The 22732-nt window shown below is 63.8% G+C and carries 14 protein-coding genes; 9 read left to right on the forward strand and 5 right to left on the reverse strand.

Annotated elements, in window-relative coordinates:
• Window positions 1-56: 56 nt before the first annotated feature.
• The 5 genes from QM609_RS12845 to QM609_RS12865 all read left to right on the forward strand — a co-directional run bounded on the left by QM609_RS12845 (window position 57) and on the right by QM609_RS12865 (window position 8585).
• Window positions 57-1784, forward strand: a complete 1728-nt coding sequence (locus QM609_RS12845; protein ID WP_283337290.1) for an Hsp70 family protein — start codon at window positions 57-59, stop codon at window positions 1782-1784.
• A gap of 14 nt (window positions 1785-1798) precedes the next feature.
• Window positions 1799-4234: a LuxR C-terminal-related transcriptional regulator gene (locus tag QM609_RS12850; RefSeq protein WP_283337291.1), complete on the forward strand. Its 2436-nt coding sequence runs from the start codon at window positions 1799-1801 to the stop codon at window positions 4232-4234.
• 111 nt (window positions 4235-4345) lie between these two features.
• The gene (locus QM609_RS12855) at window positions 4346-5599 is read left to right on the forward strand and encodes a hypothetical protein (protein WP_076948791.1); all 1254 of its coding nucleotides are present in this window, start codon (window positions 4346-4348) and stop codon (window positions 5597-5599) included.
• A gap of 109 nt (window positions 5600-5708) precedes the next feature.
• Window positions 5709-7049 (forward strand): S1 family peptidase, encoded by a 1341-nt coding sequence (locus tag QM609_RS12860; RefSeq protein ID WP_042452237.1) that lies wholly within the window; start codon window positions 5709-5711, stop codon window positions 7047-7049.
• A gap of 225 nt (window positions 7050-7274) precedes the next feature.
• Window positions 7275-8585, forward strand: a complete 1311-nt coding sequence (locus tag QM609_RS12865) for a S1 family peptidase (protein WP_007726683.1) — start codon at window positions 7275-7277, stop codon at window positions 8583-8585.
• Window positions 8586-8664: 79 nt separating this feature from the next.
• On the opposite strand, the gene QM609_RS12870 is transcribed toward QM609_RS12865, so the two are convergent.
• A complete protein-coding gene (locus QM609_RS12870; protein WP_076948790.1) occupies window positions 8665-9315 on the reverse strand; it encodes a DUF8020 domain-containing protein in 651 nt (216 codons plus the stop codon).
• Between the two features lie 359 nt (window positions 9316-9674).
• On the opposite strand from QM609_RS12870, the gene QM609_RS12875 reads away from it, so the two are divergent.
• Window positions 9675-12872, forward strand: a complete 3198-nt coding sequence (locus QM609_RS12875; RefSeq protein ID WP_058038563.1) for a (Fe-S)-binding protein — start codon at window positions 9675-9677, stop codon at window positions 12870-12872.
• A gap of 173 nt (window positions 12873-13045) precedes the next feature.
• Here the strand turns inward: QM609_RS12875 and QM609_RS12880 are convergent, their stop codons facing one another.
• Both QM609_RS12880 and QM609_RS12885 read right to left on the reverse strand, forming a co-directional pair.
• Entirely contained in the window at window positions 13046-13501 is a 456-nt protein-coding gene (locus QM609_RS12880) for a DUF8820 family protein (RefSeq protein WP_003943690.1), read from the reverse strand.
• Between the two features lie 45 nt (window positions 13502-13546).
• A complete protein-coding gene (locus tag QM609_RS12885; RefSeq protein ID WP_076948789.1) occupies window positions 13547-14725 on the reverse strand; it encodes a DUF6745 domain-containing protein in 1179 nt (392 codons plus the stop codon).
• Between the two features lie 245 nt (window positions 14726-14970).
• Between QM609_RS12885 and QM609_RS12890 the strand changes: the two genes are divergently transcribed.
• Window positions 14971-15903, forward strand: coding sequence for a hypothetical protein (locus QM609_RS12890; protein WP_042452245.1), 933 nt, complete (start codon window positions 14971-14973; stop codon window positions 15901-15903).
• Here QM609_RS12890 and QM609_RS12895 read toward each other — a convergent pair.
• On the reverse strand, window positions 15893-17833 hold the full coding sequence (locus QM609_RS12895; RefSeq protein ID WP_042452248.1) for a S9 family peptidase: 1941 nt from the start codon (window positions 17831-17833) through the stop codon (window positions 15893-15895). The two genes, QM609_RS12890 and QM609_RS12895, sit on opposite strands and share 11 nt — an antisense overlap.
• Before the next feature lie 76 nt (window positions 17834-17909).
• Here QM609_RS12895 and QM609_RS12900 point away from each other — a divergent pair, with 76 nt between their 5' ends.
• Window positions 17910-19163 (forward strand): pyridoxal phosphate-dependent aminotransferase, encoded by a 1254-nt coding sequence (locus QM609_RS12900; protein WP_003943683.1) that lies wholly within the window; start codon window positions 17910-17912, stop codon window positions 19161-19163.
• A 509-nt stretch (window positions 19164-19672) separates the two neighbouring features.
• Window positions 19673-20935 (forward strand): YibE/F family protein, encoded by a 1263-nt coding sequence (locus QM609_RS12905; protein ID WP_003943628.1) that lies wholly within the window; start codon window positions 19673-19675, stop codon window positions 20933-20935.
• Window positions 20936-20944: 9 nt separating this feature from the next.
• Here the strand turns inward: QM609_RS12905 and QM609_RS12910 are convergent, their stop codons facing one another.
• Window positions 20945-22627 (reverse strand): DUF7159 family protein, encoded by a 1683-nt coding sequence (locus QM609_RS12910; RefSeq protein WP_228232502.1) that lies wholly within the window; start codon window positions 22625-22627, stop codon window positions 20945-20947.
• Between the last annotated feature and the right edge of the window lie 105 nt (window positions 22628-22732).

The following is a 22732-nucleotide window of genomic DNA, read 5'->3' on the forward strand; positions in this document are numbered from 1 at the left end:
ACATCGCAGACAACCGCGACAGTCCTTCTGTCGCCCACGACCAGGGGAGTTCGTTCATGGCGGCAGGGCTCGGCATCAGCATCGGTTCGGCCACTCTCGTAGCTGTCACCGACGGCTCGACCGGTGAAACGCAACAGGTCCGCTTACCCAGTGCGCTGCAATTGGACGACGGATCCGTCATCACCGGATTTGTCGAGCGCGTCGGAGACCCGATTCCGATACTTGCCGCCGACGGTACCGAGTACCGCGGCGAGGCTCTCGCGGCGACAGCGGTCGGCGCACTGGTAGACCAGGCAGGCGGTAACGAAGGGCCAACTGTCGTCCTGGCTCACCCGGTGGGGTGGAACCGCCACACAGCACGCACCATGGAGTCCGCTCTGGACGACGCCGGAATTCACGGGGCGACTCTCGTCGCCGAACCCGCAGCCGTCATGGCGTGGCTCGCCGCTTCCGGAACTGTCGTCAGCGACGGTCTGACCGTCGTCTACGACCTCGGTGCTCGCTCGCTCGACGTCACGATGATGTCCACGACCGACGGACGAAGCGAGATATTCGGTAAGCCGCTGCGCAGCGAGGACATCGGCGGCGACGAATTCGATCACCTCGTCACCGTTCACCTGCTCGATGCGGTTTCCGACCAGTTCGCAACCCTTGATCCCTTTGCACCCGAGACGATTGCAGCGCTGGAAACTCTGCGCGAGCATGCCCGCGCAGCCAAGGAGGAACTTTCCACCGAGACGGAAACCGTTGCCCGCGTGGCGCTTCCCGGTGCCGTCAGCGACGTTCGACTCGTTCGTTCAGAACTCGAAGATCTGATCCGGCCCGCCCTCACCGAATCGGTGGCATTGGTTCGCGAAAGCCTGCGATCTGCCGGCGTCGAGTCCAGTGACGTCAATCAGGTTGTCCTGGCCGGCGGAAGCTCGTCCATTCCCCTTGTCGCCGAACTACTGTCGGCGGAGCTTCGTGTCCCGGTGATCGCCGACGCCGATCCAGCGTCGAGCGCGGCGTCCGGCGCCGCGGCCCTCGCACTCGACGCCAGAGACTCGCAAGTACCGGCCGCCGCCACTGCAGTGATTCCCGCCGAGCCGTCTCGCAAGCCCGCACCGGTTCCCGCCTTCTCCACTCCGTTGCTTGCCGAGCCGACCGAAGAAGAGAACACGGCGACTCGACGCTCGTCGAGGGTCGGCGTCGTTGCTGCAGTGGTGGGAGCATTCATCGTGCTCGCCTCAGGCGGGCTCGGAATCGGAACTGCCATGGACAAGATCAACGTTCCGTCCAGTTCGGCGAACACCACCAGCGAGTCCACCTCCTCGACCGCTTCGACCACCGCGGGCTCTACTCCCGGCAGCACCACGGCAGCGGAAGCGGCAGGCACCGGATCCACGACTGCGAACAACGGCACTCAAAGCAATCAGCCCGGTTCTCCTGCTGCCGCAGGCGGCTCGACGACGGCGCCGGGGGCAGTTCCGGTTGCCGGCGCACCGGCGGGATCCTCGCCCGCACCGGGCGAGACCGCTCCGTCGGCGCCTGCACCTGCCGCACCCGGCGCCCCGGCGCCCGCACCTGCTCCCGCCCCGGCACCAGCACCCGCACCCGCGCCTGGAGCCGGCGTCGGGACCGGTGTCGGTGACGCTGCGACCGGCATCGGAAACGGAGTCGGCGGTCTGGTCGACGGTGTCGGCAACGGAGTCGGCGGCGTGGTCGGAGGTCTCGGTAACGTCGTCGGTGGTGTCGGAAACGTGGTCGGTGGTGTCGTCGGCGGCGTCACCGCACCGATCCGCTGACCGGCGGTCTTTCGATGAACCGTGACAACGGCACCGAATCGTCGTTCATCGCAGGACTTTTGCGCGACGTCGACCTGACTGCATCGCCACTGCGCCTATTCGTCACCGGGACCGATGCCAGCGCTCGGCCCCAAGTGACGAGGGTTGTTCGGAAGCGAATCGAATCGGGTGACAAGCCCGTGGTCACCGCAGTCACGCATGACGTCCCCGCCGACGCGATTGTGGTGATCGCGGACGCGCAAGCTCTGACCTCCGATGAAATCCGTGCCCTGAAAGAGCTTGTCCAACGTGACGACCTCGGAGTTGTCGTAGCCTCCGATCGGATCGATCCACCACTCGCACCGATCTACTCGAACATCTCGAGTTTCGGCACCGTGTTGCATCTGAACCCGTTGAACCGAAACGATATTCGGAAGATCGCGGCCGAGCGAAGAGTCCCGCTCGACGACCGCGCCGTGGTGGCGCTCGAGCATCTGTCCGGTGGTTCCTTCGGGGCGATCGAAGCGTACTTCGCCGCCGCCTCGGCAGGCCGCCCGGAAATGCCGAACGCCATACGCACACACATCCTCCACCAGGTCACCGCTCTGCATCCGATCGAGCGCGAGATCCTCGAAGTTTCACTCGCCGTCCCGGACATCGACGCCTTCGAGCTCGATCTGGGACAGGAGAAGTTCAGCCTCACAGCTGCATTCGACCGGGCACTGGCGACCGGACTGTTCGGTTCGCGATCACCACTCATCGCGAGCGTGCTCGCCGAGTCGACGAGCACCGGGCGTATCCGCAGCGAGCTGATCAGAATCGTCGAATCACGCGCACACACGAGAACCCTCGATATCGACACAGCACGAAGACTTTTCGACTCCGGAATCCGCCACCGCGATCTCACGGGTGTACTACGAGACGCCGTCGAGGCGAGCACGCCGGCGGTCGCGGCAGATCTCTTTCGCCGCGTGAATTCGATCGAGCCTCTCGGGGTGGCCGACACGCTGCTGTACGCCCAGGTCTCGGCTCGCAGTGGTGACCTCGACACTGCCTGCCGTCTGGCCGATTCCGTCATCGCCGCACCCGATCTCGACGACGCGAGATTGGCTGCGGCGGTGCGAATCCGCGCAGCTTCGTCCGCAGCATGCGGCCAACTCGGCGCCGCTGCAGATCTCTACACCTGGCTGGGGCCAGGGCGCACCGGAAACGAATCCCCCTTCGCCGCAATCACTTTCCTCGGCATCGGCAAGGTCGATGACGCGAACGCCGCGCTCACCGGACACACAGGATCACCGTCGAGCTCGACGGTCGGCGCTACCACACTGGCCAACGGACTGATGCAATCGGTCACCGGGAGCGCGCCGAGTGCGCTCAACACGATGTCGCGCGCACTCTCGCTCCCCGGCGGAGCCGACACATCTGAATTCCAGCCTGATTCCGCCCCGGCGCTGGTAGCTCTCGCACTCCTGCACAACGGCGCCCATGAACGGGCCGCCGCTGTCGTCACGGCCGCGATCGCCGCCGACGACGCAAGCAGCCACACGTGGGCGCGACTTCACCTCCTCGGCGCCTGGATCGCGATGGTCCGCGGGCAGGACGCGATTCTCGAAGACCTACCGCAGGAGGTAGTCCGCGGCCCCCTCCGTGAGCGTGACGCACTGTTTCTGCATGCTCTGATCGTGGGTCTCGCTCGGCGTTCCGGCGATCTCGCCCAGCTGCGTCGAGCTTGGTCGGGCGCGGCAGGCACCCTCTCGTCCTGCAGCGTTGATCTGTTCAATCTGCTTCCTATCGGCGAACTGTGGCTCGCGGCAGTACGGCTCGAGGAGACCGAGCAGGTCGAGCATCTCGTCGACGACGCGCGCTCACTCCTCCGCGCGCTCGGCGAGCCGCCGCTGTGGTCGTCGCCGCTGCATTGGTACGGCGTCCAGGCGTCGATCCTCTCGCAGTCGCCGGCCGATCTCCTCCCACACGCCCATACACTCGCCGAATCAGCCAAAACTCACACTTACGCAGCCGGTTTGGCGATCGCCGGACGCCAGTGGCTCCTACTCATGCAAGGCAACGTCGACGCAGACGGTGTCGAAGCCGCCGCACGAACGCTCAGTCGGATCGGACTCCCGTGGGACGCCGCTCGCCTCGCCGGCGAAGCAGCGCTGCGCACCCCGGACACCAGATCGGCCACGGCACTGCTCCACGTTGCGCGCTCGCTACGCACAACGTCGACGGCCGAGACAAGTGCAACCGATACCGCCACAAGTGCGGCGCCACCGTCGGTGTTGACCGAGCGCGAACAAGAAGTTGCCGAACTCGTCGTCGTCGGACTGACGTATCGGGAAATCGGCGAACGCCTCTACATCTCCGCTAAAACCGTCGAGCACCATGTCGCACGCATCAAGCGGCGCGTCGGGGCGCAGTCTCGTTCGGAACTGCTCACCATCCTTCGCAGCATGACACCGTCGAACAAGTAGTTAGCTGCATGTTGTCCAGAGGGTTGCGTATATCCGTTTAAGTGATAGTTTTCACAGCAATCAGGACATGCCTGCCGAGCAAAGTTCGGTAACTGTGAAACGGGGATCGCTATGAAGTGGGGAGTCGGACTCGCCGTCGGCAACAAACGAAGCATTGCTGCGATCGCGAGACCTGACTCGGAGTTGGTGACCCTCGAACGCGAATCGGTTCTGCACCACGCCCCCGACGGCACCGTGCAGCTAGGCGGAACCGCGGCGGGGTCCACCGGGTTGCGCGGGTTCCTCGACAGGGTCGGCACCGACGATACCGACAACTTCTCCGAGCACATGACGCGAGGGGAGGAACTGGTAGCGACAGCAATGTATTGCCTGGTCAAGGAAGTCCGAACACTCACCGATCAGAACCTGAACATCTCTGCGGTGATCCCCGCGGGTTGGTCGAGCGATTCCGTCGACGTACTGCGCGGCGCACTCGACAGCATGAATCTCGACGGCGTCGAACTGATTTCAGAAGATGAAGCCTCTGCAGCTTGGCTCGCGGATCCGCACGCCGACGACCGTGCTGCTCGCGGAGCCGCAGCGTTGGCCTTCTCGATCACCTCTACCTGTCCCGAACCCCAGCCAACCGATTTTGCCGAGCCAGAGGACACCCCCGAAGAGTTTCCGCCGTTCGTTCTGATCGAACCGGAGCCGGAATCCGGCGTGGAGGCACCGGTCACGAAAGAACCGAGCATCGACGGTTGGCTGAATCGCCAGTGGCGGTCGGAGCGCCGACCGATCATCGCCGCAGCAGCCGCCGCAGTCTTTCTGACGGTGTCGGGTTGCGCGGCCGCGGTCATCATCGGACACACTCCGACCATTTCAGCACCCAGGATTCTCGACGCACAATCTTCCCTGTCCCCCGGGACGGACACAGCTGCCACCCCGACGAGTTCATCCGGGACAGGCACGCAATCAGCGACCTCACCTCCACCGGAAGTACCCGCTCTCGGCGCGCAGCCGACGGCGCAGTCGTGGGCATCCGAAGCGGAATCGACCTCATCCGAATCCCAGCCCATCCCGGTGAGTCCGGGCACCGGTACAGAGAAATCCACTACGGCGAACGTCCCCGCGCAACAGGGATCGCCGATCACCATCCAGATCGATCCCCTTCGGATCGAGAACCTGCCGCCGGTCGTCGGACCGCTGGATCCGGTCGATCCGGTCGATCCGGATACCCCGGACACTCCCGCCGTGACCGACCCCACTGATACACAGACAACGCCGACGCAGCCGTCCAACCCGACCGACACAACCGATCCGGTGGTTCCGAATCCCGACATGCCCGTCATGCCATTGGCCCCGAGACCCGGAATGCCAAGTTAGACAGAATAATTCGACTTGCCGACAACAGGCACATATTCCTCGTCGAAACTTTTCCCCTATGGTGGGTGCGGTACCTACCGGCTCGGTGCCGGGGACTTGAAGGGATTTCATGCGTAACTCGTTGGCGATCCGCACCGCTGTGGTCGGCGCCTCGGCACTACTGCTCGCAGCTCCATTCACCACGACGGCATCGGCAGAGCCCGCCTCCGACACGCATGTCGAACAGCTCGGGGCAGATCAGCTTCCGGCTGAGCTGGTCGAGGCGATCACACGCGATCTGAAGATCTCCCCACAGGAGTATCTGGACCGCGCTGCCAAAGCTCAGGAACTCGGTGCATACGCCCAGGAATTCAAGTCCGAGCGCCCTGGCGACTACGCCGGCTCGTGGATGGGACTCGACGGTCAACCCGTCGTAGCCGTCACCACCACCGAAGCTGCACGCATCGCGGCCGACGACGGTTACCGCACGCACGTCGCCCCCGTCTCCGCCGACACCCTCGAGAAGACGCTGGCCGACGTCAACGGATGGATTGCCGGGCTGCCCAAGGAAATCTCACGCGCAGTCAATTCGGCGACTATCGACGTCCTGAACAACCAGGTCGTCATCGACGTCGCGAACAGCCCCGTCGGGCAGGCGCTCAATCTTCCGACCCTGCTCGAGAACACCAAGATCGTTCTCAGCCCGGACGGTGGCGGATCGGTTGATCCCGGAGCACTCGGCGGCGACACCTACATCACGTCGACAGGCCCCATTCGCGAGACACCGACCGAGAACATCTCGGTCTGCTCGTTCGGGTTCAACGCCGTCGACGATCAGAACAATGCTCTCAATATCAGTGCCGGACACTGCAATCCGGCCGAGGGTTCGAAGTCGCCCGTCTACCTGCCGAATCACGCGAACGTCGACGACAGTCAGTTGATCGGAGCATTCTCACAGTCTTCCGTCGGCAACAACGCCGGCGATCTCGATTACTCGGTCATCAAGTTCGATCAGTCCGGCATCGACGCGGGCCTCGACCGTGCTGCCGTCCGCGGTGCCAACGGGACCACCCTCGCGATCACCGGAACAGCACGTCCCGTGATCGGCGCTCCCATCTGCAAGTCCGGCCAGACGTCGTCCTTCACCTGTGGTGTCGTGGCAGCCGATCGCGTCGAAACTCAACTGGTCATGGCGGACGGTGATTCACGAACCGTTCGCGGATTCGCCGGCACCGCGTGCACCCTCGCCGGGGACAGTGGCGGCGCCATCGTCTCCGGAACCTTGGCTCTGGGCATCACCAGCGGCTCCAACAGCAGCGGAGCACCCAGTTGCAACGAAGCGAACCTGGTACTGGCGACCTCCGGTGGAACCTCGAATCTGGGTATTCCGGTCGGAGACATCCTCGACGCGGCAGATCGCGCTTCCGGTGGCGGTGTCGGTGCCGGAATCCGCGTCCGCACTGCAGGTTGACCAACCACTGATTCACGCACTGTGCCCGCCGATCCGTTTCGCGATCGGCGGGCACAGTGCTGTTGTCGGTCGAGGTCAGCGCTGTCTGCTCATGTAACGGGTGGGAATAGCGCGTTCGAACCCATATAGTCATGGTCGACTGTGATCGGCTCACCACAAGTCCGTGAGCCGTATCCGTGTGCTCCCAGGGGGGTGGTACGCGGTCAACGAAGTGGAAAGGCCCACATGCGAAGCTCCATCGCACGTCGCGCCGCAGTGTTCGGTTCGGCCGCGCTGCTGCTCCTCGGACCGATTACCGCGGTCGCGAACGCAGAACCGAACGAATCCGGGGTATCCGATCAGGCAGCCCATCTGCCCGTCGAACTCGCCGAAGCCCTACAGCACGACTTGGCGCTGACGCCCGACCAGTTCGTCTCGCGTTCCGAACTCGCGCAGAAGCTCGCGGAGTTCGCCGCCATCGCGCGCGTCCAGTTTCCCGACTCTTTTGCCGGAGTGTGGCTCGACGACCTCGGTAAGGGCGTAGTCGCTCTCGCTGACGGTCGAGACAAGGATGCTGCCCGCGAGGCCGCCGAGAAGGCCGGTTTCGAGGTCAAGGACGTCGCGCAGAGCGAGCAGGCTCTGCAAAGTCAACTCTCGGCACTCAACACCTGGCTCGATTCGCAGCCTGCCGAGGTCGCAGACCTCGTGCGTGGCATTGCCGTCGACGTCGTCGGCAACGGAGTCGCCCTCACCGCCGATCCTGCCGCCGGCATCGAATTGCCTGAGTTCCTGAAGCGGACCGTCGTCCATACCGCTGCTCCGCTACTGGTTCCCCCGATCGTCGCGGACCTCATCCCCGCAACCGGATCCGCAACCGGCGACGCTGCACTGGGCGGAGACGCCTTCGGCGCAACCTCCGGTAACACTGGACTGCGTTGTTCATTCGGCTTCAACGGCACCGACGGTTCAGGACGCACAGTCAACATCAGCGCCGGTCACTGCGATCCCAACCGTGCCGCTGCCGGCACCTCGAACTCCAGCCAGGTCTTCCCGATGGTGAACAACCAGACCGGGCCCCGCGTCGGGTACTTCGCCAAGAGCAGCTTCGACGGGCGCGACTACTCGATCATCAACATCGACGACAACGCGAAGTACCGCTTCGAGAACAACAGCGTGCGGGTCCCGTTCAACCGCTCGGTCAACATCACCGGTACCGCCGATCCTGTCGTGGGCGCCCCGGTCTGCAAGGCAGGATCGACCACAGGCTTCAGCTGCGGCGTCGTCACCGGCGTCAACCGCGTCGCAAAGGTTTTGGATCACACCCTCGACAACGGCTTCACCACCAACATCTGCGTCCTGCAGGGTGACAGCGGTGGCCCGATCGTCTCCGGAACGTTGGCAGTGGGCATCACGAGTGCGTCCAACGTCGCCACCTCTCCCCTGTGCGAGATCGCTCAGGCAGAGACACTGTTCGGGCAAGAAGCCCCGACCCAGTACGCGACGCCGATCAACGACATCCTCGCCGCCAACCCAGGCCTGAAGGTTCGCGACTACTGATCACACGCATTCCTCGAGACAGCAAAACGGGCGCCACACCTTCTGAAGGTGTGGCGCCCGTTTCGGCGTTCGTGACGTTCTACTGGAAGAGAGTTGTTCCAGCCGGAGCGTTCAGAACCTTGATCAGGTCCAAGCCCGCGACGACGGCGGTTCCGCCGCCGGCGAGGATGGTACCGGCGACTCCACCGATACCGGCCCCTGTGACCATGCCGGGCAGGCAGCCGACGACCAGGCCGGGCAGACCCACGATGCAACCGATGACCGCCCCGACGATCGTGCCGGTGAGGCTACCGATCTGCGTGGCAAGCCCGAGCTGTGACTGGAACTTCTCGATTGCCTTCTGATCCTCGTCAGGCGAAGCAACCGGGGTGAACTCGGCAGCGACCGACTTCGGCTTGGAGCTGGCCGGGTCCAGGTTCGGCTTGAGGGTGAGGGTCTTGCCGTCCTCACTGACGGTCTCGTCGAACGGGAACTGAACGTCGCCGAGGTTGAACGCGAGCGGAAGGCTCACGAGAGTTGCGCCCTGGCTGTTCTGCAAGTCGACGTGAGTTCCGTCGCCCGAGACCCGGAATGCTCCGGCGTCGATGGTGGTGACAACGGCCTGGTCGACGACCTCGGCGGTGTACGAAACGTCGGGTGACGTCTCCGGAGCTGCGTAAGAAGTACCTGCAGCGATGCCCGTAGCGGCAATGGTCATCGCTGCGACGGCCGCAGCTTTTCGAATGAACATTTTTGATCCTCCCCGGGATCGGGCGGGCGTCAGTCGATGACTCACACCACCCGTTTCCCCTGTGCGTGACGGGCGTAACGATAACAGCCGGTCGGTTGTTCTCACCTGCTCGGAACCCGACTTAGGGCTGCCTGACAGATGGACACCTGACGGGCACCGCCTAACGTGACGACCAGACATGTCTGCGTCTGGCCCAGCCCGTCCGACGCAGAAGATCGATCTCTCCAGGCCACGAGCGGTTACCAGCCGGTACCTACAGGCTGGTAATGCTAGTTACTGGCGGGTAACATAACGCAGGTTAGTATCAGTGGGCTGTCCCGAGGTGGCCGACGCGTCGCCCTGAAACGAAAGGCCGCGACATGAATGCCCTGACGATTACGTTGGGCACGATTGGTGCTCTGCTGAGCTTGGTGTGTTGGTACATCTTCCTCTCAGGCGCGCTGAGGATGTTCAACACCGTGCGCATCGGCCAGTCGGCACCCGATCGATGGCGCCCGTTCTTCCCTCGCTTCAAGCAGATGATCATCGAGTTCATCGCGCACACGCGCATGAACAAGTTCCGCAGCGTCGGCTGGGCCCACTGGCTCGTCATGGTCGGCTTCCTCGGTGGGTTCCTGCTGTGGTTCGAGGCCTACGGCCAGACGTTCAACCCCGAATTCCACTGGCCCATCTTCGGTAACACGTGGGCGTGGCACCTGTGGGACGAGATCCTCGGCCTGGGCACCGTCATCGGTATCACCACGCTGATCGTGATCCGTCAGCTCAACCACCCGCGTCTGCCCGCGCGCCTGTCCCGTTTCGGCGGCTCCAACTTCAAGGCTGCCTACGTCATCGAAGGCATCGTCCTGCTCGAGGGCCTGGGCATGATCATGGTCAAGGCAGGCAAGATCGCGACCTACGGTCACGCCAACCCGTGGACCGACTTCTTCACCATGCAGGTCGCGAAACTGCTTCCCGCCAGCCCCGTCATGATCTCGGTGTTCGCATTCGTGAAGCTGATGACCGGCATGATCTGGCTCGCGATCGTGGGCCGCAACATCACCTGGGGCGTCGCGTGGCACCGCTTCTCGGCGTTCTTCAACATCTACTTCAAGCGTGAAGACGACGGCACCGTCGCCCTCGGCGCGGCAAAGCCCATGATGTCCAAGGGCAAAGTCCTGACGATGGAGAACGTCGACCCCGACACCGACACTCTCGGCGCCGGAAACATCGAAGACTTCTCCTGGAAGGGCTGGCTCGACTTCACCACCTGCACCGAGTGCGGTCGTTGCCAGTCCCAGTGCCCCGCGTGGAACACCGGAAAGCCGCTCTCGCCCAAGCTGCTCATCATGTCGCTGCGTGACCACGGCTACGCCAAGGCCCCGTACCTGCTCGCTGGTGGACGCAAGGACATGGGCGGCGACGAGATCGGTCTCGTCGACAGCGAAGGCAATGTCAAGGAAGGCGCCCTCGCAGCCATCCCCGAGGCGGCACGCCTCGAGGCCGACCGCAAGCTCGTCGGTGAAACCGTCGAAGGCGAGATGGCCCCGGTCATCGACGCCGAAACCTTGTGGAGCTGCACCAACTGCGGCGCCTGCGTCGAACAGTGCCCCGTCGACATCGAACACGTCGACCACATCATCGACATGCGTCGCTACCAGGTCCTGATCGAATCGGAGTTCCCCTCCGAGCTCGCCGGCCTGTTCAAGAACCTCGAGAACAAGGGCAATCCCTGGGGTCAGAACTCCAAGGATCGCCTCAACTGGATCAACGAGATGGACTTCGAGATCCCCGTCTTCGGCAAGGACGCCGACAGCTTCGAGGACTACGAGTACCTCTTCTGGGTCGGCTGCGCCGGCGCCTACGAAGACCGTGCCAAGAAGACCACCAAGGCCGTTGCCGAACTCCTCGCCACCGCGGGAGTGAAGTTCATGGTCCTCGGCGCCGACGAAACCTGCACCGGCGACTCCGCACGTCGTGCCGGCAACGAGTTCTTGTTCCAGCAGCTCGCGATGCAGAACATCGAGATGCTCAATTCGGTCTTCGACGGTATCGAGCAGAAGAAGCGCAAGATCGTCGTCACCTGTGCGCACTGCTTCAACGCCCTCGGCAACGAGTACCCGGAGGTGGGCGGCGACTACGAGGTCGTGCACCACACTCAGCTGCTCAACCGTCTGGTGCGCCAGAAGAAGCTGATCCCGGTTGCGTCCGTGAGCGAAGACGTCACCTACCACGACCCGTGCTTCCTCGGACGCCACAACAAGGTTTACGACGCTCCCCGTGAACTCATGGAAGCCTCAGGCTCCAAGCTCGTCGAAATGCCGCGTCACGGCGAACGTTCCATGTGCTGTGGTGCCGGTGGTGCTCGCATGTGGATGGAAGAGAACATCGGCAAGCGCATCAACGTCGACCGCGTCGACGAAGCGCTCTCCACCAACCCCAAGAAGATCGCCACGGGTTGCCCGTTCTGCCGCGTCATGCTCACCGACGGCGTCACTGCCCGCCAGGAGCAAGGCCAGGGCGAAGGCGTCGAGGTCGTCGACGTCGCGCAGCTGATGCTGAACTCCGTCACTCGTCTCGATCCCGCCCAGCTCGGCGAGAACATCAAGGTGATCCCACGCGAGAAGGCACCGGTCGCTGCTGAGGCAAAGGCCGAGACCGTCGAGCAGGATCGGGTCGCCGAAGTCGAGGAAGCTGCCGCGACTCCGGAAGCCAAGGCTGCACCGGCAGGCAAGGGTCTGGCCATGAAGGGCCTCGCCAAAGCACCAGGTGCAAAAGCTCCCGGTGCCAAGGCACCCGGCAAGGGGCTCGGAATGGCCGGCGGGGCAAAGGCTCCCGGCGCCAAGAAAGCGGCTCCCGCCGCAAGCGCGGAAGCTCCCGCTGACGAAGCTGCTGCACCGGCAGCACCTGTCGCAAAGCCCAAGGGTCTCGGCTTGGCAGGCGGGGCCAAGGCTCCCGGCGGCAAGGGACTGCAGATGAAGGGCGCCGCCAAGGCACCCGGAGCAAAGGCCGCTGCCGCGCCGGCAGCGGAAGCTCCGGCTGCTGAGGCCGCTGCACCCGAAGCTGCTGCACCCGTCGCCAAGCCGAAGGGTCTGGGCCTGGCGTCCGGCGCCAAGGCACCCGGCGGCAAGGGACTGCAGATGAAGGGCGGGGCCAAGGCTCCTGGAGCAAAGGCTGCTCCTGCTTCTGAAGCACCTGCTGCTGCTCCGGCAGAGGCTCTGGCAGAGGCTCCGGCTGCACCGGCAGAGGCTCCGGCCGCCGAGGCGGAAGCCCCGAAGGCTCCGCCTGCCGCCAAGGCCGGCGGACTCGGATTCAAATCGGGCGCAAAGGCTCCCGGTGCCCGGAAGGCAGCTCCCGCTGCGGCCCCGGCGCCGGCTGCTGAGGCCCCGGCTCCCGAGGCCGAACCTGTGAAGGCAGAACCCGCCGCCGAACCTGTGAAGGCAGAACCCGCCGCTGAAGCGCCTGCTGAGGCGTCCGCACCCGCGGAAGCTCCGGCGCCTGCTGCCGCGCCGCCCGCCCCCAAGGCAGGCGGACTCGGATTCAAGGCCGGCGCGAAGGCTCCTGGCCGCAAGAAGTAAGCGCACCACACGCGAATGCCCTCACCGTCTCGGTGAGGGCATTCGTGTTTGTGCGGGAGCCTTTGCCGACCGAGCACCCTTTCCCTCGACCCAACACACCGTCCAGCACACGGAAACCGGTGCTCGCCCTATGCAAGTGGTGCTCACTCCCCCGCCAACTCGAGGCCGGCGTGTCAATCGGCGACAAGCATCACCGCACCGCGCGCACGCCCGACGCCCCTTTCCTGCTGCCGGCCGATGACGTATCGCCCCGGAGCGATTCCGGTCGCGCCGTGCTCCGGATGGATCAGGTACGCGGTCACCCGGGTGTCGAGCATGCCGAGTGCAAGGCCCCGAGCATCTTTCACCGGCGTCGACCACGTGCACTCCCCTTCGTCTGCAACCAGACTGTGGGGGTTCCCTCCCGCCGCACTTCGCAGCAGTTCCACGCCGGAGAGCGGCACTCTCACAGAGCGTGTCCATGGCAGAGGCGCCACGATATTTGCGAGCAGCGAAAACGGGATCACGATGAGATCGCCTTGCGCCTGAAGTCCGTCGATCACAGGAATGGACACTTCCTGGTCCAGGTAGTCGAAGACATCGAGGCCGGTGAGGCTGGTGAGAGCGGACAAGGTCATGTTCGAGTTCATAAGTATCACCCAAGGTTTGAGGATTGAGGGTAGAGGGTTCGAGATTCAGGTTCGACGAACGAGACGGGAATAGTCGGTACCGGTGATGCCGTAAGTCCATCCGGCGGCATCCAACGCGGAGGTAAACCATCCGGGTACGTGAAGGCCGTATCGACGCCGATGCCCGTCGCGTTCGAGAGAACCGTTGACCGCGAGGAGAATCCGTCCACTTCGACCCCAGCCCTCCGGCGACGCGTAGAGCTGCAGCAGGCAACCGGCGTTACCGGGATCGTCGGTTTGGTCGACCAGTGTCAGGCCCGCCAGCTCGATGTAGGAATCCCACCCGATCCGCTCGATTGCACATCGACGGATCTCTACATTGCGCTCGTGTGCGATGCGTTCGGCGGTGGGGTCGAGCACCACCCAGTCTGGAACGATCGCTCCGTGTAGAACGAACGCCTTTGTACCGTCTACGAATTCGATTGCGGGGGAATCAGAATGATGCAAGCGCCGTGCCCCCTGCGCGCTGCCCGGAATCGGTTCGGCATGTAAGGCAGTGGGTCGTTCCGCCATGATGCACACGTCGTCGAACGCCCACCACCACCCGGTCGAGTCAGCCAGTGCGGTCTGCACGTCGAGGAGTTCACGGTCTTCCGAGCGGAAGGTCGCAAGACCGAATCGATGGCATGTGTCGTAGTACGCGATTCGATGTGCGTCCTGCTGCCCGTACCAGGTCACTTCCCCGGCCACCGGGGTCAACATCGTTCGTATCGCAGCTGCGACGCCGTCGAACAGCGTGGTGTGCAACGATTCCCAAATGGACGCCCTGATCAGGCGCTCCCCCTGCCGGCGTTCCATCTGCCAGCCAGTTCTCCGACATTCGATTCGCGCGTCCATGCGTCGGCGCGAAGCCGCAAACATGCTCGCGATATACCCGGAAGCGCAGTCGAGGCCGGTGCCGTCCAATGACATCTTGGTCGACAGTCCTTCGGTGACGATCAGGTCCGAACCAGCAGACGGCGACGGGACCCAGACGAACTCCGGTTTCGGGAGCCCGGAGCGTCGATACAGTTGCGCGACAGAGGCTTCTGCGGTGTTTCGATCAGCAGGACGAGTACACAATCCGCGTTTCAGCCACACGTCGCGGATCTTTTCCAGGGCCAGACTGTCTTCATCGAAGAGATTGAAGTTCTCGGGCAATGTCGCTCGATGTGATGCCGACGAGCGAATCGGTGCGGCGCTCACGAGACGGTGGCGGTGTCCGCCTTTCCTGTAGTCATAGTTGAACAGCCTGGCACGCGAACGCTCCGGACGCAAGGGTTTCCTAGAGCGCGACACCGGGAACCTGCCACCGTTTCCCCATACCGAACACCCTCTCCAGCGACGCGAAACCGGTTCGAACTGTGGACAAGTGGTGTTCACTCACGGCTATCCACACCCCCGGGGTCACGGCTTCCTTTCCATCGCCGGGCGCAGCAAGATCGATCGACATGGGGGAACAGACACATATCATCCGCAGGCCGGACCAACTGTCGATCGGTCGCACCGATGCCGAGATCCGACAGGCCTGCGCTAGTGGAACCTGGGCCAGAATCCATCGTGGTGCGTACGTGGACAGCGGCCACCTGTCCCGCCTCGACGCATACGGACGACATCGATTGCGGGCAGAGGCCGTGGCCTGCGCCGCTTCACCCGGTGCCACTGTCAGCCACGTCTCGGCTGCGGTTCTGCACGGTTTCGAACTCTGGAACACTCCGCTCGACGTCGTTCACCTGTCCCGGAACCGGCGAGGTGGTGGCCGAAAGTCCGCTCGACGTCATGTGCACTCGACATGGCTGGCGGACAACGAGATCACCGAAGTCGATGGGCTGCGCGTCACGACTCCGGCACGAACTGTTGCGGATCTCGCGAGGACACTCACTTTCGAACAGGCTCTCGTCGTGGGCAATTCAGCGTTGCACCGTTCAAGGTTGACCAAGGACGCGGTTGCAGCCTCGCTGGCACTCAGCCCGAACCATCCGCGCCATCGACATGCGCTCCACGCGCTCACCGCGATGGACTCCCGTATCGAAAGCGTCGGTGAATCACGGAGCCTCGCATTGTTCCTGCACGAACACCTGCCGCTCCCCGAACCCCAGGTCGACATCCACGACGCTCGAGGGTTCGCCGGCCGCGTCGACTTCCTGTGGCGTGAGCAGCGCACCATCGGAGAGTTCGACGGCCGCATCAAGTACGGCCGACTGGTGCCCGCCGGTCGCAGCCCCGAGGACGCGCTCTGGAACGAGAAGCTCCGCGAAGACCGACTCCGTGACGCAGGGTGGGAGGTCGCGAGGTGGACGTGGGCCGACCTGTCGACCCCGTCACTGGTGGCAAGTCGGATCCTGGCGGCCTTCGCGCGCAGCCACGGGGCCGTCAGCTACTGATCGCAGGCTTCCACAGCTCGAGCGTCGGAATGCCGGGTGGAGTGAATCCGAGCACCTGCCCGTAGAAGGACAGCTCGGCGTTGCGTGAGCTGATGATGGTCGACTGCTTGCGGAATCCGTGAGATTCACCCTCGTAGGCCAGGTACGCGTGCGGAATGCCCTTGGCCACCAGAGCATCCCGGAATCGCTCCGCCTGCGAGGGTGGCACGATCGGATCGTCGAGACCCTGGAGAAGCAACACCGGGCAGTTCAACCCGTCGACGTTGTTGAGTGGAGCACGTTCCGCGTACAGGTCGGCAGATTCCGGCAGCGGGCCGATCAAACCGTCGACGTAACGCGATTCGAAATCGTGAGTTTCCTGCACGAACAGGTCCAGTTCGGCCACGCCGAAATAGGAAGCACCACAAGCGAACACGTCGGACGTCGTCAGTGCGGCCAGAACGGTCCAACCACCGGCGGATCCGCCTTCGATGGCAAGGCGGGCCGGATCGGCAAGCCCCTGCTCGGCCAACCCGTTGACGGCGGTGACGACGTCCTGCACGTCGACGACACCCCACTGACCACGCAATCGATTACGGTACTCACGTCCGTAACCGGTCGACCCGCCGTAGTTCACGTCGACGACGCCGATTCCGCGGCTGGTGAAGAAGGCGTAGACGAGGTTGAGGGCCGGTGCGACGTGCGCCGTCGGCCCACCGTGAACAAACGCGACATACGGCGGTCGTTCATCGTCGAGCCCTTTGTATCGCGGACTGCGCGGCGGATACGCAACGGCGTGAACTTCTCGCCCGTGTCCGTGAGCCACGACGGCTCGCGCTTCCGGAAGGTAGGCAGACTCGGGCAATTCTTCGACCGACGAACGGATTTCGGTGAGTTCGCCGGTACCGAGGTCCAGTTCACGTAGCGCGCCCGCCAGTTTCGCGCCTCCCGAGATGAGCAGTAACCGATCGCCGCGAACTTGCATGAGGCCGATGCTGGTGACACCCGGGGTCGCGATGTCGCGCAGTTCCCCCGACGCCGGGTCGAGTACCGCCAGCGTGTCGGTTCCGACGGTGCGTGCGGTGAGAAGGTGCCCGTTGCCGAGTTCGACGAACCAGCGCCCACCGAAGCGCCACTGCGGGCCACCGAAATCCGCGTTCACCGGGCAAATCGGGCTGATCTTGCCGCCGACGCGATAGATGTTCCACCAGCCGCTGCGATCGCTGATTGCGTAGAGTTCGTCGTCGGTGATCCACTCCGGCTGCAGGACGGACTCTTCAAGTCCGCCGATCAGCACGGAATACGCCTGAGCGACGCCGTCGACGAGTGGAGCTACCCGCAGTTCGGTACCGTCCCAGGGCATTTGCGGATGGTTCCATGCGATCCAGGCGATCTTGGTTCCACTCGGCGAAAGCCTCGGTGACGAGAGGAAGTCCGAGCCGCCGACGATCGAGCGGATGTTGCCGGAACCGTCCAGCGGAATCGCGCAGATATCGCGAGTGATCGCCCCGTCCTCCGCGTGCGCTTCCCGAACCGCCCACACCTCGCCGTTCACGATCTGCAGGTCTGCGTATCGCCACGCGGCCGGCGACGCCGGTTCGGGCGTCAGAGCCCGTGGAGTGACTCCTTCGAGGATGTACACCCGTTGATCGGAGAATTCACTGAAGACCAGTTTTCCGGACTCGGTGACCGTCCAGGCGCCACCGCCGTACTCGTGAACCCTGGTACGCGCGTTCCACGGCGCGGGGAGGATGTCGACGGGTTGGTTGTCGAGACCGGATCGACGGATCGAGGTCCGACCACCCTCGGTCGGACGAAGTTCAGCCCACCAGATCTCGTCACCGACGTATCGTCCACCCTCGACAGGGTGCCCACCTGCAGCCAGATCAGCTGCTCCGATCGGAGAAGTCCACGATCCGTACGGGGCTGCAATCTGCTCGCTGGGGGTCATCGCTCGACAATAGCCAACGGGGCGTGCGACACGGTCCCCGACAATGCACTTGCACAGTGGTGGAATCATGTAACTCGTGAGCACACCAGAACCCGTCCGCCACCGTCAGCCGCAGCGCGAGCTGGAGCAGTCGTCGAAGCTCCAGAACGTCCTGTACGAAATCCGTGGACCGGTACACGCGCATGCCGCCCGGTTGGAGGCGGAAGGACACCGGATCCTCAAGCTCAACATCGGCAACCCGGCACCGTTCGGATTCGACGCCCCCGATGTGATCATGCGGGACATGATCGCCGCCCTGCCCTATGCACAGGGCTATTCGGAGTCGAAGGGCATTCTGTCGGCGCGGCGCGCAATCGTGACGCGTTACGAGCTGGTTCCCGGCTTCCCCGAGCTCGACGTCGACGACATCTACCTCGGCAACGGTGTTTCCGAGCTGATCACGATGACCATGCAGGCCCTCCTCAACAACGGCGACGAGGTTCTGATCCCAGCACCGGACTATCCCCTGTGGACTGCGATGACGAGCTTGTCCGGAGGCACGCCCGTCCACTATCTCTGCGACGAGGCCAACGACTGGAATCCCGATATCGCCGATATCGAATCCAAGATCACCGACAAGACCAAGGCTCTCCTCGTCATCAACCCGAACAACCCCACGGGTGCGGTGTACTCGATGGAGGTTCTGCAGCAGTTGGTCGATCTGGCACGCAAGCATCAGCTTCTGCTGCTCGCCGACGAGATCTACGACAAGATCCTCTACGACGACGCCAAGCACATCTCGCTGGCAACGCTTGCCCCTGATCTGCTGTGCCTGACGTTCAACGGCCTCTCGAAGGCCTACCGCGTCGCCGGCTACCGCTCCGGCTGGGTGGCGATCACGGGCCCGAAGGATCACGCGGCCGGCTTCCTCGAGGGACTCGATCTCTTGGCGTCGACCCGTCTGTGCCCCAACGTCCCCGGACAGCACGCCATTCAGGTCGCCCTCGGCGGTCACCAGAGCATCGAAGACCTGATCCTGCCCGGCGGCCGCCTGCTCGAGCAGCGCGACGTCGCTTGGGAGCGATTGAACATGATTCCGGGCGTTTCGTGTGTGAAGCCTCGCGGCGCGCTCTACGCGTTCCCTCGTCTGGATCCGAACGTCTACGAGATCCACGACGACGAGAAATTGGTTCAGGACCTGCTTCTCCAGGAGAAGATCCTGATGGTTCAAGGCACCGGGTTCAATTGGCCGAATCACGATCACCTTCGGATCGTCACCCTTCCGTGGGCCCGAGATCTCGCCGTGGCCATCGAGCGATTCGGCAACTTCCTCACCAGTTACAAACAGTAGATTCTCACGCTGAATCCGGCTGAAATCGAGTAAACAATTCGTTGTACAAATGCCCCGTAAACGTAAAACTGCGGGGCATTTGTGCGACCTTGGTCACATTTTTCGCAAACCATGCGGTTTGATTGACTCTTTAACTATTTAGTGACCTGCCCCGATGTGAAAACGGTCCAATCGGTACGTGATTCGTTGTGAAATTGGTAGTTGGACAACGCGCCAAATCGGTTTGAAATTGGGTACATTAGTTAGCAGCACTTCGGTGCCGCGAGCACCTGGTATCCCTCCCCCCCCTGTGGATACCAGGTTGGTGGCGGGGACAACCCCCCCTGTTCCCCGCCACCCAGCTCGACCAATCCCAGTTTCACAACCCCTCATCGGTAGCACCGGTTTTCGCCGACTCTGCCTTGCAGCGACACTGCCTTTCACCGACACTGCCGTCAGAAGCTGACCATTCGCTTCGGAGCCGATAACATTGCACCGGTGCAAATCCCCAGTCCGACACTCAGTTTCCGATGAGTCACGGCCACGGCCACGGTGGCCCCATTCAGATCGGCCCCACCGCATCACGCGTCGTCATCGGGTTGCTCGTCGTCATCGGCATGGTCGTCGTCGCGGCAGCTGTCGCACTGTGGCCGGACAAGAACACCATTCCCGTCCCACTCCCCTTCCAGAATGCCGACGGCAGCTCGGTGGAAACCGAGGCGGGCACCGTCACGATGCAGGATCTCGGTGACTGCGGAAGTTCCTCTGCCGGAAGGGTATTCGTCGGTGCCCCGCAACCGCCGCCTACCTCCGCCTACCAGTGCCAGCGAAGTATCGTCGATATCGAATCCGGGCCGAATGCCGGAACGAAGACATTGCTCGAGGTCATTCCGGGCGCCGGTCAGCCGGACCTTCGCGTGGGTGACCACATTCGCCTGGTGCGTCAGACCGACCCGAACGGAAACACGCAGTACTCCTTCGAAGACTATTCGCGTGGGCTCCCGCTGGCGTTGATCGTCATCGCGTTCGCCGTCGTCATCATCGCAGTCGCACGGTGGAGAGGGCTGCGCGCACTCGTCGGCCTGGTGATCGCCTTCGGCGTAGTCGTCGGGTTTCTCCTACCCGCTCTGCTCGACGGCAAGCCTGCGATACCGGTTGCGCTGGTCGCCGGGGCGGTGATCTTGTACGCGGTTCTCTATCTGGCGCACGGGGTCTCACTCAAGACCAGTTCTGCTTTGCTTGGCACCCTTGCCGCCATGGTGCTCGCCGCGGTTCTCTCCTACCTCTGCATTGAACTGACACACCTCACCGGTTTGTCTGAAGAGCAGAACACCAATGTTCAGACCTATATCGAGCACATAGACATCACCGGCCTGCTGCTGGCGGGCTTCATCATCGGCTCGCTCGGCGTTCTCAACGACGTCACCATCACCCAGGCATCCTCGGCATTCGAGTTGGCCGAACTCGACAAGCATGCGTCCCGTCGAAAAGTCTTCGGCGGTGCGATGCGGGTCGGACGTGATCACATCGCCAGCACGGTCTACACCTTGGTTCTCGCGTACGCGGGTGGGGCGCTGCCACTGCTACTGCTCTTCAGCGTCAGCGGGCGCCCTCTTCAGGACGTCCTGGTCGGTGACGCTGTAGCGATCGAAATCGTACGGTCCGCGGTCGGCGGAATAGCCCTGGCGCTTTCGGTTCCACTCACCACTGCCATCGCCGTGATTCTCGCCCGTCCGCCCGGTAGCGCGGTCAAGGCCGGCCCCACGTCAGGTGGCCGACACTCCAAACGCTGAAAGCGAGCCTCAGAGTCCGGGAATCGGTGGGAGAACCGGCAACAGAATCGGCGGAAGCCCCGGGATGTAGATCGCCGGCGGTGGCGGCGCGGGCGCGGGCGCGGGCGCGGGAGGCACGTAAGTGTCCTGCACGACTGGCGGAGCCTCGACGACCGGAGGGGCTTCCTCCGTCGTCGTCGGGGGCGCGGTCGTTGTGGTCGTCGGCGGCGGAGTAGTCGTGGTCGTCGGTGCCGTCGTGGTCACCTCGGTTGCCACGGGTCCGGCGTCCTCGGAATCGAAGACCTTTCCTCCGTAGCCCAATCCCAGCCCCACGATCACGATCGCCGCGATCACACCGGCGCCGAGGCCCGCGAACCGTAGCGGGTTTCTCGGCTCTTTGGATGTCGATTCAACGGGTTGTGTCCCGGCGAGCCAGGACGGGTGTGCGGTTCCTGCCCCGGGTCCCTCGCCTTCGTACATCGCCGAGTACGCCTGGGCGTCAACCATCACGGCCTCGGTGTCTGCGTCACGTTCTGTGCCGAATCCGTCCGTGGCCTGGTCGCTGTCGGCGACCACGAGATCTGCGGCCGGATCGAATCGTTGCTCGTGTCGGTTCGGTCGCGGCTGAGGCAGTTCCGCCGCGTAAGGGCTCGGCACCTGTTCTTGCGGAACGGACTTCGTGCCGGAAGTGACTTCGGACAAGGCATTTGGCCGCTCCGATTCCGCGAGCGTTGCGACCCCTCCGTGGCTGAACGCCTGAACCGGAACGGGTACCTCCGCCGGGGTGTGGATCGGATACGGCGCAAAGATCGGCGCTACAGCCGGAACTTGAACCGGGGCAGATACCGCGCGCGCCGATGGCGTCATCGACGACTCCGCGATCAGCGCAGCGCCTTGAGCAGTCACGAGTTCCGGCTGCTCGGGCGCGATGAGGGGGCACTCCAGCCACGCGGCGAGGGTCGCCCGCACGATCGGAATGCGTGCACCGCCACCGATCAGGAGAATCGCGTCGGGGTTACGGCCGGACGTTGCGATGACCTCTCGTATCTCGCGTGCGAAGGCCTCCACCGACGTGACGACCAACGAATCGAAAACTTCCCGCGACAGCAGGAGAAGCCCGCCGGGGCCGGGCAGGCACACCGCACTTCGTGAGGACAGCTGTTCCTTCGCGAGTCGGCATCGCGCCTGCAGTTCGGCATCGCCGCCCGGGTCGGCCGGCGTAGCTATACGGCGACGCACGGTCTGATCCGAGTAGACGAGCTCGTCGAAGTGATCTCCACTGACCCGCGTCGACCGGGCGGTGACGACGGTAGACCGTATCTGCCTGTCCACAATGCTGATCGTCGATCCAGAACTACCGATGTCGACGACGACGAGTGTGCTCTGGTCGGTCAACGCACCGGACTCCTCGAGCATTCGAAGCGTCGCGATTACTTCGGGAACCAGCTCGAAGTTGTGGATGCCTTTCTGTTCGAACGCTGTTTGGAGTGCTCCGGCCTGTGCTTGATCCCGGTAGGCGACGACCGTATTGCTGCCGAGGTCGGCATTCTCGGTCAAGGCCACGCCGGTTGCCTCTGCTGCGACTTCCTCCGGAATCTCGCGGCCTCGATCGACCGCTCTGGATCGGAACACCGGACCACTGTGGTCGGGCGTCCCCGGGCGCGCCAAACGCACAGCGCTGGCTCCCACCGTCACACCCAAAACCAAGTTCATGATCCACCTTCGTCGACCGTCGACGGGTTCCGTCACCAGACCCCGTCATTCCCCGGCCGGAAGTCTACCCACTGGGCATGGTCTGCGAGGTTCGCGCATCTCACC

It is taken from the genome of Rhodococcus sp. IEGM 1302, assembly GCF_030056935.1.
In the GTDB taxonomy this organism is placed as follows: domain Bacteria; phylum Actinomycetota; class Actinomycetes; order Mycobacteriales; family Mycobacteriaceae; genus Rhodococcus_F; species Rhodococcus_F qingshengii.

Coding starts and splice junctions, on each gene's coding strand:
- QM609_RS12845 (WP_283337290.1), top strand. CDS start 57: ATGGCGGCAGGGCTCGGCATCAGCATCGGTTCGGCCACTCTCGTAGCT.
- QM609_RS12850 (WP_283337291.1), top strand. CDS start 1,799: ATGAACCGTGACAACGGCACCGAATCGTCGTTCATCGCAGGACTTTTG.
- QM609_RS12855 (WP_076948791.1), top strand. CDS start 4,346: ATGAAGTGGGGAGTCGGACTCGCCGTCGGCAACAAACGAAGCATTGCT.
- QM609_RS12860 (WP_042452237.1), top strand. CDS start 5,709: ATGCGTAACTCGTTGGCGATCCGCACCGCTGTGGTCGGCGCCTCGGCA.
- QM609_RS12865 (WP_007726683.1), top strand. CDS start 7,275: ATGCGAAGCTCCATCGCACGTCGCGCCGCAGTGTTCGGTTCGGCCGCG.
- QM609_RS12870 (WP_076948790.1), bottom strand. CDS start 9,315: ATGTTCATTCGAAAAGCTGCGGCCGTCGCAGCGATGACCATTGCCGCT.
- QM609_RS12875 (WP_058038563.1), top strand. CDS start 9,675: ATGAATGCCCTGACGATTACGTTGGGCACGATTGGTGCTCTGCTGAGC.
- QM609_RS12880 (WP_003943690.1), bottom strand. CDS start 13,501: ATGAACTCGAACATGACCTTGTCCGCTCTCACCAGCCTCACCGGCCTC.
- QM609_RS12890 (WP_042452245.1), top strand. CDS start 14,971: ATGGGGGAACAGACACATATCATCCGCAGGCCGGACCAACTGTCGATC.
- QM609_RS12895 (WP_042452248.1), bottom strand. CDS start 17,833: ATGACCCCCAGCGAGCAGATTGCAGCCCCGTACGGATCGTGGACTTCT.
- QM609_RS12905 (WP_003943628.1), top strand. CDS start 19,673: ATGAGTCACGGCCACGGCCACGGTGGCCCCATTCAGATCGGCCCCACC.
- QM609_RS12910 (WP_228232502.1), bottom strand. CDS start 22,627: ATGAACTTGGTTTTGGGTGTGACGGTGGGAGCCAGCGCTGTGCGTTTG.